The sequence below is a fragment of the Bradyrhizobium sp. IC3195 genome, assembly GCF_020193585.1.
In the GTDB taxonomy this organism is placed as follows: domain Bacteria; phylum Pseudomonadota; class Alphaproteobacteria; order Rhizobiales; family Xanthobacteraceae; genus Bradyrhizobium; species Bradyrhizobium yuanmingense.
The window spans coordinates 14,076-26,582 of sequence record NZ_JADYVG010000033.1; the positions used below are offsets into that span (position 1 = coordinate 14,076).

General features: G+C 65.1%; 10 protein-coding genes. 7 read left to right on the forward strand and 3 right to left on the reverse strand.

The genetic code is table 11. The annotated features are described in order from the left end of the window. Positions 1–11: 11 nt before the first annotated feature. Entirely contained in the window at positions 12–926 is a 915-nt protein-coding gene (locus I6F09_RS35070) for a phosphoribosylaminoimidazolesuccinocarboxamide synthase (RefSeq protein WP_225190076.1), read from the forward strand. Between the two features lie 166 nt (positions 927–1,092). On the opposite strand, the gene I6F09_RS35075 is transcribed toward I6F09_RS35070, so the two are convergent. Both I6F09_RS35075 and I6F09_RS35080 read right to left on the reverse strand, forming a co-directional pair. Beyond that, positions 1,093–2,586: an NAD-dependent succinate-semialdehyde dehydrogenase gene (locus tag I6F09_RS35075; protein ID WP_225190077.1), complete on the reverse strand. Its 1,494-nt coding sequence runs from the start codon at positions 2,584–2,586 to the stop codon at positions 1,093–1,095. A 108-nt stretch (positions 2,587–2,694) separates the two neighbouring features. Continuing rightward, entirely contained in the window at positions 2,695–3,015 is a 321-nt protein-coding gene (locus I6F09_RS35080; protein ID WP_036002694.1) for a hypothetical protein, read from the reverse strand. A 346-nt stretch (positions 3,016–3,361) separates the two neighbouring features. Here I6F09_RS35080 and I6F09_RS35085 point away from each other — a divergent pair, with 346 nt between their 5' ends. The 3 genes from I6F09_RS35085 (at position 3,362) to I6F09_RS35095 (ending at position 7,678) form a co-directional block, all read left to right on the forward strand. Then, positions 3,362–4,558: a serine hydrolase domain-containing protein gene (locus tag I6F09_RS35085; protein ID WP_225190078.1), complete on the forward strand. Its 1,197-nt coding sequence runs from the start codon at positions 3,362–3,364 to the stop codon at positions 4,556–4,558. Positions 4,559–4,706: 148 nt separating this feature from the next. After that, on the forward strand, positions 4,707–6,401 hold the full coding sequence (locus tag I6F09_RS35090) for an AMP-binding protein (protein ID WP_225190079.1): 1,695 nt from the start codon (positions 4,707–4,709) through the stop codon (positions 6,399–6,401). Positions 6,402–6,844: 443 nt separating this feature from the next. Beyond that, complete coding sequence (locus I6F09_RS35095; RefSeq protein WP_036024125.1) at positions 6,845–7,678, forward strand: outer membrane protein; 834 nt, start codon at positions 6,845–6,847, stop codon at positions 7,676–7,678. A 150-nt stretch (positions 7,679–7,828) separates the two neighbouring features. On the opposite strand, the gene I6F09_RS35100 is transcribed toward I6F09_RS35095, so the two are convergent. Continuing rightward, positions 7,829–8,830, reverse strand: coding sequence for an adenosine kinase (locus I6F09_RS35100; protein ID WP_109142029.1), 1,002 nt, complete (start codon positions 8,828–8,830; stop codon positions 7,829–7,831). A 124-nt stretch (positions 8,831–8,954) separates the two neighbouring features. Here I6F09_RS35100 and murJ point away from each other — a divergent pair, with 124 nt between their 5' ends. The 3 genes from murJ to I6F09_RS35115 all read left to right on the forward strand — a co-directional run bounded on the left by murJ (position 8,955) and on the right by I6F09_RS35115 (position 12,223). Beyond that, positions 8,955–10,487 carry a murein biosynthesis integral membrane protein MurJ gene (murJ, locus tag I6F09_RS35105; protein WP_225190080.1) on the forward strand — a complete coding sequence of 511 codons (1,533 nt, stop codon included), beginning with the start codon at positions 8,955–8,957 and terminating at the stop codon, positions 10,485–10,487. An 81-nt stretch (positions 10,488–10,568) separates the two neighbouring features. Then, entirely contained in the window at positions 10,569–11,621 is a 1,053-nt protein-coding gene (gene trpS / locus I6F09_RS35110) for a tryptophan--tRNA ligase (RefSeq protein WP_225190081.1), read from the forward strand. A 107-nt stretch (positions 11,622–11,728) separates the two neighbouring features. Next, the gene (locus I6F09_RS35115; RefSeq protein WP_036002710.1) at positions 11,729–12,223 is read left to right on the forward strand and encodes a universal stress protein; all 495 of its coding nucleotides are present in this window, start codon (positions 11,729–11,731) and stop codon (positions 12,221–12,223) included. Positions 12,224–12,507 lie beyond the last annotated feature (284 nt).

Genomic DNA, 12,507 nt, shown 5'->3' on the forward strand with positions numbered 1-12,507 from the left:
AGGCTTTGCCGATGACCACCATGCTCTCCAGCGACCTGCCTCTATCCAAGATCGGACGCGGCAAGGTGCGCGATATCTACGCCGTCGACGACGACCGCCTGCTGCTCGTCACCACCGACCGCATCAGCGCCTTCGATGTGGTGATGAGCGAGACCATCCCGATGAAGGGCGCGGTGCTGACCCAGATCAGCGCGTGGTGGTTCAATGAGCTCGAAGGCGTGGTGCCGCATCACATGATCAGCGCCGACACCGACGAGATCATTGCGGCCGTGCCGGCGTTGCAGCCGCACCGCGCCGAGATCCTCGGCCGCGCCATGCTGTGCAAGCGCACCGCCGTGTTTCCGATCGAATGCGTGATCCGCGGCTATCTTTCGGGCTCCGCCTGGAAGGAATATGCCGCGAGCGGCACACTGGCCGGCGAGAAGCTGAAGCCGGGCCTCATCGAGAGCGAGAAGCTGGAGCCCGCGATCTTCAGCCCGGCGACCAAGGCCGAGAGCGGCCATGACGAGAACATCACCATCGCGAAGATGCGCGCGGTGGTCGGCGACGAGGTGGCCTACACGCTGGAGAGCATGACGCGCGCGATCTACACGCTCGGCGAGGAGCTCGCCCGCGAGCAGGGTATCATCATCGCCGACACCAAGTTCGAGTTCGGCCGCGACAAGGACGGCCGCATCATCCTGATCGACGAGGTGATGACGCCGGATTCGTCGCGGTTCTGGGCGGTCGACGCCTACAGACCGGGCCAGCCGCAGGCGAGCTTCGACAAGCAGCCGCTGCGCGACTATCTCGACGTCGAGCGCCGCGCCGGCCGCTGGAACGGCGACGCCCCGCCGCCGCCGCTGCCGGCCAGCGTGGTGGACGCGACCAGCAAGCGGTACCTGGAAGCGTATCGGCGCGTGACGGGGACAGAGCTGAAGATTTAGGCGCGACTGTTACCGCAGCTCCGTCATTGCGAGCGCAGCGAAGCAATCCAAAGTCTTTCCGCGGAGGGATTCTGGATTGCTTCGCTCCGCTCGCAATGACGTGGGGAGGCCGGTCGGCCCCTCCAGCATTCCTGCCCGGCTCACATTCGCGACGACAACGGCCGGCCTACACCCCCGCCATCATCACGTATTTGATCTCGACATATTCTTCCATGCCGTGACGGGAGCCTTCGCGGCCCAGGCCGCTTTCCTTGACGCCGCCGAAGGGCGCGACTTCGGTGGTGATGAGGCCGGTGTTGACGCCGACCATGCCCGATTCCAGCGCCTCGGCGACACGCCAGACCCGGCCGATATCGCGGGAATAGAAGTACGAGGCGAGGCCGAACGGCGAGGCGTTGCACATCGCGATGACGTCGGCCTCGTCCTTGAAACGGATCACGGGTGCGAGGGGGCCGAAGGTCTCCTCCTGCGACACCAGCGAGTCCGGCTTGACGTCGGCGAGCACCGTCGGCTCGAAGAAGGAGCGCCCGAGCTCGCTGCGCTTGCCGCCGGTGACGACCTTGGCGCCGCGCTTGACGGCATCGGCGATGTGGCGCTCGACCTTGTCGACCGCCTTCATGTTGATCAGCGGGCCCTGCGTCACGCCGCTCTCGGTGCCGTCGCCGATCTTCATTGCCGCGACCTTCTTCGACAGCTTCTGCACGAACTCGTCGTAGATCTTGTCCTGGGCGTAGATGCGGTTGGCGCAGACGCAGGTCTGGCCCATGTTGCGATATTTCGAGACGATCGCGCCTTCGACCGCGGCGTCGATGTCGGCGTCGTCGAATACGATGAAGGGGGCGTTGCCGCCGAGCTCGAGGCCGAGCCGCTTCACGCCGACCGAGGCCTGCTGGTAGAGGATCTTGCCGACGGCGGTCGAGCCGGTGAAGCCGACGAAGCGCACCGCCGGATGCTCGCACAGCACCTTGCCGATCGGCGGCGCATCGCCGGTGATGATGTTGAGCACGCCCTTGGGGATGCCGGCCCGCTCGGCGAGCACGGCCAGCGCCAGCGCCGACAGCGGCGTCTCGTTGGCGGGCTTGAGCACCACGGTGCAGCCGGCCGCCAGCGCCGGCGACACTTTGCGCGTGATCATCGAGTTCGGGAAATTCCACGGCGTGATCGCACCGCAGACGCCGATCGGCTGCTTGATGGCGAGCAGGCGCGCATCGGCGCGCTGGGTCGGGATGGTCTCGCCATAGACGCGCCTCGCTTCCTCGGCGAAGAACTCGATATAGGCCGCGCCGATATCGACCTCGCCGAGCGCCTCGGTGAGCGGCTTGCCCTGCTCTGAGGTGAGGATCAGCGCGAGATCCTCGCGATTGGCCGTGATCAGCTCGAACCATTTGCGCAGAATGTTCGAGCGCTGTTTTGCAGTGTGCTTGGCCCAGCCCGGAAAGGCGCGCTCGGCAGCTTCCACCGCCCGGGTGGTGTCGTCAGCACCAAGCTGCGGCACCTTTGCGAGCTCGACGCCGGTGGCGGGATTGTTGACGGCGAAGACCGGCGTGCCGACCCAGGCGCCGTCGATGTAGCAGGCCTCCTTCAGCAGCGAGGGGTCCTTCAACCGGTCGCGCAGGGTGGCGGTGGCTTGCGGGGCGCGTGCGGCGGCGATCTGGGTCATGGCGTTTCTCCCTGGCGGCGATCGGATCGGCCGCAATATAGGGACAGACGGTGCGCAATGCACCGCCCTGCAAACGCACGTCAGATGGCAGCTAAACTGGCAGCGGCCTTAGGCCGCGCCGCTCATATAGGTCTCGCGGCGGCCGATCATGCGCTCCGCGGCGGCCTTGGCATCCGCTTTCGTGGACGTCGCGCAGGTCCGGTACTCTAAATCGGGGACTGACGAGGTGTCGCGGCGACCGAACCATGACTTCGAGCCGACCGGCAGCAGCGCCAGCGCCTGAGCCAGATTGTCCACCGCCCCGAAGGAATAAAGGGCGCCGGTACCGGCGACGCGGACCTCGTAGATCCCCGGCGAAATCGGCGCCTCCAGGTTCTCGCCACGTCCCGGACGGGGATAGCGCTTCCATTCGCTCCAGGTCGAAATCATCTGAGGTCCCCCTCGCCGCCCGTCCACGGCCGGCACATTTGCATCAAGTCTTAACGGCTCGTCGATCGGGCCGGGTGCTGAACGCGGCAGCTCACGAAATGTTTCAGGGGTTCGAGAGCCACGAAGCATATCGCGAGCAACCCATCCAAGGTGAGGCGAGACACGTCGATCCACCGCAGATTGTAAAAGAGCGTACGCGCTCAGCCTCGTTGTCGTCCTGCGTTGGATCAAGACCGTCAAGTCACGACATCGCGACCGGTGCAGGTACATAGATGGCGCTTGCCGCGCCGGAGATCCGGGAAGACAATCGATCACTTCCAACAATAATCAAACCCGAGGAAACGCCATGCAAAGCCAAGCCCAGATCGATGAGATTCTGCGTCAGAAGAGCGAGACCAAGGAGATTCCGGGCGTCGTCGCCATCGCGGCCAGCGGTCAAGACGTGCTGTATCAGGGCGCGTTCGGCAAGCGCGATCTGTCCAAGCCCGATGCGATGAGTGTCGACAGCGTGTTCTGGATCGCCTCCATGACGAAGGCGGTGACCACAGCGGGCGCCATGCAGCTGGTCGAGCAGGGCAGGCTGTCGCTGGATGCGCCGATCGGCGATGTCTTGCCGGAGCTCGCCAATCCGCAGGTGCTCGAAGGTTTTGACGCCAATGGCGAGGCGAAGCTGCGCCCGGCCAAGGGGCCGATCACGCTACGCCAGCTCATGACCCACACCGCCGGCTTCTGTTACAATATGTGGAACGGCGATCTCGCGGTCTATCTGGACAAGCACGGCATCCCCGCCATCACCACTTGCCAGAATGCGGCATTGAAGACGCCGATCATGTCCGACCCCGGCACGCGCTGGGAATACGGCACCAACATCGATTTCGTCGGCAAGGCGGTGGAGGCCGCCAGCGGCAAGCGGCTCGACGCGTACCTGCGCGACAATCTGTTCGCGCCGCTCGGCATGCGGGACACCGCTTTCAAGATCAGCGACGACATGCGCAAGCGCCTGGTCGGCATGCATGCGCGCGGCGAGGACGGCCAGCTGGCAGCGATCCCGTTCGAGCTGGAGCAGGAGCCGGAATTCCACATGGGCGGCGGCGGCCTGTACTCGACGGCGGGCGACTACATCAAGTTCACCCAGATGATCCTCAACAAGGGGCGCGGCAACGGCAACCAGGTGCTGAAAGCCGAGACGGTCGCGACGATGGGGCAGAACCACATCGGCGATCTCGCTATGGGCAAGATGACGACGGCGGCGCCGATGTACACCAACGACGTCGATCTCTATCCTGAGCAGGTGAAGAAGTGGGGCCTCAGCTTCATGATCAACACCGCCAAGACCGCCGAGGGCCGCAGCGCCGGCAGCCTCGCCTGGGCAGGCCTTGCCAACACCTATTACTGGATCGATCCGGCGCGCGACGTCACCGGCGTCATCCTGATGCAGCTGCTGCCGTTCGCGGATGCGAAATGCCTGGAGGCGTTCGCGGGCTTTGAGCGCGGCGTTTATGCCGGGCTCGATGCTGCCGGAAGCGGGCAGAAGGCGGCGTGACTCGCAACCTCTCACCTGACGTCATGGCCGGGCTTGTCCCGGCCATCCACGACTTGCCACGCGGCACAAAGAACGTGGATGCCCGGGACAAGCCCGGGCATGACGACGGGTAGAGTGTGCCGATCATCACTCACGAAAGGATCTCGACTTGGCGGACAAAGCGGACAGCTACGTTTGCGGCATCTCGGACGCGCCGCTGCTCGGCCACACGATCGGCCGGAGTCTCGACCAGGCCGCGCAGCGCTGGTGCAATCGCGAAGCGCTGGTCTCGCCCAGCCACGAGGTGCGATGGACCTGGTCGGAATTCGCCGAACGGGTCGATGCGCTCGCCGCCGGCTTTCTCGCGCTCGGACTCGAGCGGGGCCAGCGGATCGGCATCTGGTCGCTGAACCGACCGGAATGGACGCTGACCCAGTTCGCCGCCGCCAAGGCCGGCCTGATCCTGGTGACGATCAATCCTGCCTATCGCCTGAGCGAGCTGGAATTTGCCCTTCGCAAGGTCGGCTGCGCGGCGATCGTCACCGCGACGGCGTTCAAGACCAGCAACTACATGGAGATGCTCAACACGCTATTGCCGGAGCTGGCGGGCGCAAGGCCCGGACAATTGCAGGCCGCGCGCTTGCCGGCCTTGCGGATGGTGATCCAGATCGGCGGCCCGGCGCTGTCAGGCACGATCCCTTTCGAGGGGATCGCGCGCATGGGCAGAGCTGAGCATCGCGAACAACTCGCCGCGCTCGGCGCCGCGCTGCAATTCGACGATCCCGTCAACATCCAGTTCACCAGCGGCACCACGGGATCGCCCAAGGGCGTGACGCTGACCCATCACAACATCCTCAACAACGGCTATTTCACGGGACGTGCGATGCGCCTGACCGAGCAGGACCGCATCTGCATTCCGGTGCCGCTCTATCATTGCTTCGGCATGGTCATGGGGAACCTCGCCGCGGTCACGCTCGGTGCCACCATGGTCTACCCGGGCGAGGGCTTCGATCCGCTGGCGACGCTGCGCGCAATCGAGCAGGAGAAATGCACCGCGCTCTACGGCGTGCCGACCATGTTCATCGCGGAGCTCGACCACCCCGAGTTTAGGACGTTCGACCTGAAATCGCTGCGCACCGGCATCATGGCGGGCGCGCCCTGCCCGATCGAGGTGATGAAGCGCGTCAACACCGAAATGAACATGCGCGAGGTCACCATCGCCTATGGCATGACCGAGACCAGCCCGGTCAGCTTCCAGAGCGCAACCGACGATCCGCTCGAGCGGCGCGTCTCCACGGTCGGCCGCATCCACCCGCATGTCGAGGTCAAGGTCGTCGACCTCGAAGGCAAGATCGTCAAGCGGGGCGAACGCGGCGAGCTCTGCACCCGCGGCTACAGTGTCATGCTGGGCTATTGGGAGGAGAAGGAAAAGACCGCCGACGTGCTCGACGCCAACGGCTGGATGCACACCGGCGACCTCGCCACCATCGACGACGAGGGCTATTGCAACATCGTCGGCCGCATCAAGGACATGGTGATCCGCGGCGGCGAAAATCTCTATCCGCGCGAGATCGAGGAGTTTCTTTATCGCCATCCCAAGATCCAGGACGTGCAAATCTTTGGCGTCGCCGATACCCGCTACGGCGAGGAGCTCTGCGCCTGGATTCGTGTCAGAGCGGGCGAGCAACTGACGGCTGAGGAAGTACGTGCCTTCTGCGAGGGCCAGATCGCCCACAACAAGATCCCGCGCTACGTCGAGTTCGTCGACGAATTTCCGATGACCGTGACCGGAAAGATCCAGAAATTCCTGATGCGCGAGGCAGTCGAGCAGCGGCTCGGATTGAAGGCGGCGAAGACGGCGTGAAAGTGTTGAACGCTCTCCATATACAACGACCGTCATTCCCCCCGCAGGCGAATCCAGTACGCCGCGGCTTCTCGATCCATCACAGCCGCTCGGAGTACTGGATCGCCCGGTCTTCGCCGGGCGATGACAGTTTTGATTGAGGCCCGCGCCTGCCTACATCGTCATTGCGAGCGCAGCGAAGCAATCCAGCTGTCTCCCCGCAGAGATTCTGGACTGCTTCGCTGCGCTCGCAATGACGGGGATGACGAGCGTTACGCCGCCGGATGCTGCGCGGCACCCTTAGTTCCAGCTATTTGGACAGGTGCGCCATTCATTCTGCTTGTGGCGTCTCCCACGCGCGTTCAATGTCGATCACCTGTGGCAGGCCCGGCACAGCCATCGGCGGCAGTACAATGTTACGGTCGTGTCCTGACTTGATCGATTGTTGATCTAGGGGGAATGCCATGAAATTGGCTTGGAGGACCATCCTGGTTGCAGGAATTGGATTTGCAACCGTCGGCTCGGCAAGCGCTGCAGATCTCGCGGCCCGGCCCTTCAAGGCACCAGCGACCGCCGTAGCCGTCTATAACTGGACCGGTTTTTACGTGGGCGTGAATGCGGGTTACGCTTGGGGGCAGTCGGATCTCGGCACCGTGCTCGATCCCACCAGCAGCTGGGCCGTGGAAGGCGTAGCGTTCAGGAACGAGTTTGTGGCGCTGAGCAATCGCCGCCTCGATCCGGCCGGCGCTATCGGCGGTCTTCAGATCGGCGCGAACTGGCAGACCGGTGCTTGGGTTCTGGGTGTAGAAGCCGACGCCAACGCAACAGATATCGGTGCGCGCACCGTTTTCACCGGAGCGAATCCGCCGGTGATCCGCACATTCGACGAAAGCATCCGCAACGATTGGCTCGTGACCGTTCGCGGCCGCGCCGGCTATGCGGTCGACAAGACCCTGCTGTACGTCACCGGCGGTCTGGCCGTCGGCAGCGTCAAGGGAAGCTGGGATCTCACCTCGTCCAATGGTTATACCAAGACGGGTTCGGTGTCCGAGACGAAGGTCGGCTGGACGGTCGGCGCCGGCGTTGAGCACGCCTTCGTGCCGAATTGGACGGTTAAGCTCGAATATCTCTACACCGACCTCGGCGGCGTGGATTACACATCGACCTACGTGCCCGGCAGCACTTTTGCTCCGCCCGGCTCCAACTACGTCGAACGCATCTCGCAGGACCTCACCTTCCATACCGTGCGGGCCGGCCTGAACTACAAGTTCGGCGGGCCGATGATGGCCAAGTACTGAGAAGCGAAGAAGCCCAAGATCCCGGCTCCGGCCATTCGGCTCGGAGCCGTTTTTTTTGATCAGGAGCCAGAGAGAGCGCCTCGTTCTACGCGGCACGCCGGCAAAGTGCGGTCGCTATGCCGACCGCATCGTGGAGGCAGAGATAATTTCTTACGCCGTCAGCCCGCGCTGCTCGGCCAGCTCCTTCAACGATACCTGAGGCCGCGCGCCGATGTGCTGGATGACTTCGGCGGCGGCGAGCGCGCCGAGCTCGCCGCACTGCTTGTAGCCGAAGTTGCGCGCGAGGCCGTAGAGGAAGCCGGCGGCGAACAGGTCGCCGGCGCCGGTGGTGTCGACCACCTTCTCGACCGGGAAGGCCGGCGCTGCGACGGCATCCTCGGACGAGACCACCATGCAGCCCTTCTCGCTGCGGGTGACGACACCGAGATTGACGTCGTTGCGCAGCTGCTTCAGCGCGGTGTCGAAGTCCGAGGTCATGTAGAGCGAGTGCAGCTCAGACTCGTTGGCGAACACGATGTCGACGGTGCCGCCTCGCATCAGCGAGAGAAACTCGTCGCGATAACGATCAACGCAGAAGGAATCCGACAGCGTCAGCGCCACCTTGCGCTTGGCGTCATGGGCGATCTTGGCCGCCTTGACGAAGGCCTCCTTTGCGTTCTTGGGGTCCCAGAGATAGCCTTCGAGGTAGACGATGCCTGCGCCGGCAATCTCGGCCGGATCGATGTCGGCGGGCGACAGGTCCTGCGCCGCGCCGAGATAGGTGTTCATGGTGCGCTCGCCGTCGCCGGTGACCAGGATGTAGGAGCAGCCGGTGGCGGGGCCGTCCTTGGCGGCCGGCGTGTTGAAGGCGACGCCGGCGGCGCGAATGTCGTGCACGTAGAGCTTGCCGATCTGGTCGTCCTTGACCTTGCCGACATAGGCGGCGCGCGCCCCCAGGCTGCCGATACCGACGATGGTGTTGGCGGCCGAACCGCCCGAGACCTCGGTCGCCGGACCCATGTCCTTGTAGATGGCGGCCGCGCGCGCCTCGTCGATCAGCGACATGCTGCCCTTCGCCATGCCATGCTTGGCCAGAAAGGCCTCGTCGGTCCGAACCAGCACGTCGAACAGCGCGTTGCCGATGCCGAGAACGTCATATTTCACGTCAGCCATTCACCTTGATCCTGTTTGCCGGATTGCGATCTAACCGGAAATCCGCTTCCTGTCGGCCTGAAATCCAAGCTCGCGGCCTATCACGACCGGGCCTTGGCGGGCAAGCAACGGTATTTTCGAGAGCATGATCCGCTCCTTCCTGACCGTCTCGACGGGAACGCTGGCCTCGCGCCTGCTGGGTTTCGCCCGCGATTCCCTGATTGCGGCGCTGCTCGGCACCGGCGCCGTGGCGGATGCGTTTCTGGCGGCGTTCCAGCTCGTCAACGTGGTGCGGCGGCTGCTCAGCGAGGGCGCGCTGAACGCGGCGCTGATCCCAGCCTGGCTGCGGGTGCGGGACCGCGACGGGGTGGCGGAAGCCGCGGCGTTTGCCGGGCGCGTGATCGGCACGGTCAGCACGGCCCTGATCGGGATCTCACTCCTGCTCGCATTGTTGATGCCGCTGATCATGACGGTGATCGCGCCGGGATTCCTCGGCAGTGGCACGCTCGATCTCGCGGTTCAGAACGCGCGGCTGATGCTGCCTTACCTCGCCTTCGCCGGTCCCGTCACCGTGCTGATGGGGCTGCTCAATGCGCAGGGACGCTTCGCGCTGACGGCGTTCTCGCCACTGCTGTTCAACATTGCGCTGATCGCCGCGATCGCGATGCTGCTGGTCTGGCATGCAGACGCCGGCTTCGCCGCGTGGATCCTGGCAGCGACCGTCGGCCTGGCCGGCTTGCTGCAACTCTTGATGCTGCTGTCGCAGCGAAGCGCGCGCCTTGCGACACCGCTGCGCGCGAGTTTCGACAAGGAGATGCGCGGCTTCTTCGCCAAGGCGATCCCCGGCATGATCGCAAGCTCGGGGCCGCAATGGCTGATGGTGGCGGGTGCGATCATCGCGTCCGCAACGCCGTCCGCGGTGTCCTGGCTCTATTTCGCCAACCGCTTGATCGAGCTGCCGCTCGGCATCGTCGGCGTCGCCATGGGCACAGTGCTGGTGCCGGAGCTGACGCGCGCCGTCGCGAGCTCCGATCGCGACGCGGTGGCGCATGCCGAATCCCGCGCGCTGGAGCTTTCCGCCGGGCTGGCGCTGCCGGCCACGGTCGGCCTGATCGTGCTCGCCGAGCCGATCGTGGGGCTGCTGTTCGAGCATGGCGCGTTCGGTGCGGCGGATAGCGCGGCCACCGCGCGTGCCCTGATGTGGCTGGCGCTGGGCCTGCCGGCGCATGTGGTGATCAAGGCGCTGTCGCCGGCGTTCTATGCCCGCAGCGACACGATGACGCCGCTGCTCGCGACCGCCAAGGGCTTCGTGGTGACGGTCGTGCTCGCGGTTCTGCTCGGTCATGTCTTTGGCGCAAGCGGAATCGCGGCAAGCATCGCGGCTGGCGCCTGGAGCAGCGCGCTCGCGCTGCTCCGCAAGGGCGCGGGCGAGTTCGGCTTCTCGATCGACGCGGCGGCCCGCACGCGATTGCCGCGGATCGTGCTGGCCGCGATCGCCATGGGCGCCCTGCTCTGGCTGACCGCGGGTCTGGTGCCGGCCGGCGCCCATGGGCTTATCCACTTCATTGTGCTGGGTGTGCAGATCGCAGCCGGGATCGCCGTCTACGGCCTGTTGCTGCAGATCCTCGGTGCCGCCTCCTGGCGCGAGGCGGTTAACGCATTGAAACGGCCCAGCTAGACCACGGCCTCCGCGAAAGACCCTTGACGGGGCAGCGCCGCTGTTGGAAACGACGGCCGAATACCTATGGGAAGGCTGACCATGCCATTCGTTGAACGGGTCTTTTCGGGCGTCCAGCCCACGGGCAATCTGCACCTCGGCAATTACCTCGGCGCCATCGTCAACTTCGTGAAGATGCAGGAAACCCACAATTGCATCTATTGCGTCGTCGACATGCACGCGATCACGCAAGGGGTGGACGTCTGGGGCGGGCCGGTCGAGCTCGCGCGCAACACCCGCGAGGTGACCGCCGCGTTCATCGCGGCCGGCATCGATCCGAAGAAGCACATCGTGTTCAACCAGAGCCAGGTCTCGGGCCATGCCGAGCTCGCCTGGATTTTCAACTGCGTCGCGCGCATGGGCTGGCTGGGACGCATGACCCAGTTCAAGGAGAAGGCCGGCAAGGACCGCGAGAACGCCTCGGTGGGCCTGTTCGACTATCCCGTGCTGATGGCGGCCGACATTCTGCTCTACCGCGCCACCCACGTTCCCGTGGGTGAGGACCAGAAGCAGCATCTCGAACTCTCGCGCGACGTCGCGCAGAAGTTCAACAACGACTTCGGCGACTCGATCCGCGCGCAGGGCGTCAATGACGGGCTGTTCTTCCCGCTGCCGGAACCCTTGATTACGGGTCCGGCGACGCGCGTGATGAGCCTGCGCGACGGCACCAAGAAGATGTCGAAGTCGGACGCCTCCGACAATTCGCGCATCAACCTCACCGACGATGCCGACACCATCGCGCAGAAGATCCGCAAGGCGAAGACCGATCCGGAGCCGCTGCCGACGGAAGAGAAGGGCCTGGAAGCGCGGCCCGAGGCCGACAATCTCGTCGGCATCTTCGCCGCGCTGTCCGGCCGCTCCAAGGCGGACGTGCTGCGCGAGTTCGGCGGCGGCCAGTTCTCCAGCTTCAAGAACGCGCTGGCAGAGCTGTGCGTGACCAAGCTCGCGCCGATCGCCGGCGAGATGAAGCGCCTCGTCGCCGACCCTGGCCACATCGAGGCGATCCTGAACGACGGATCCGACCGGGCGCGCGCGATCGCCGACGAGACCATGAAGCTCTCCAAGGACATCGTCGGCTTCATTCGCCGGCGCTAGGGCGCGCTTCGCGATACCGGCTGGCGCCACGGCGCCGGCCGCTTCGCCCCTCCCAAACATCGCGGGAGTGTGGCAGCATGCTCCCCCCTGCACAATCCGGGACATGCATGACCAGCAAGCGACTTTGCTACGAGCCGGGTCACAAGCCCAAATGCCTCGTCATCGTCGACGACAGCGCCGAATGGGATCGCGCCGTCTATTACGCCAGCCGCTGGGCGATTCGCGCTGGCGGCGGCGTGGTGATGCTGCGCATCATCGAGCCTGAGCAGCAGAGCCAGGAATGGCTGGGGGTCGCCGACATCATGCGCGCCGAGGCACAGGAAGCCGCCGAAGCCGCGCTCGACCGCGCCGCCGGGCGCGCCAACGGCATCGCCGCCATCACGCCGGAGCGCGTCATTCGCGAAGGCAGCGCGATGGAACAGCTGCTCGCAGTGATCGACGAGGATCCTGATATCGCCATGCTGGTGCTCGCCGCAAATCCCGGCGCGGAGGGCCCGGGGCCATTGGTCTCGCTGCTCGCGCATGCGCTCGGCACGTTCCCGGTGCCGGTGACGATCATCTCGGGTGCCCTGAGCGATGAGAGCGTGGATTCGCTGTCCTAGCGACGATGCATCTTACCCTCCCCTGGAGGGGAGGGTCGGCTCATGTTGAGCGAAGCGAGGCATGAGACGGGGTGGGGTGACGGTCTCTCCACATCCGACACTGCCCGAGTGGAGAGATCACCCCACCCCGCTCGCGCTGCGCGCGATCGACCACGGGCGAGCTACGCTCGTCCCGGACCCCTCCAGGGGAGGGTAAGGCCAACCCACTGATTTTTATGAGCTAATATCCCGCCTCCCCTTGACCGTGCGTTAGCCGTCGCCATCTGCTAGGGGATAGAGCACGC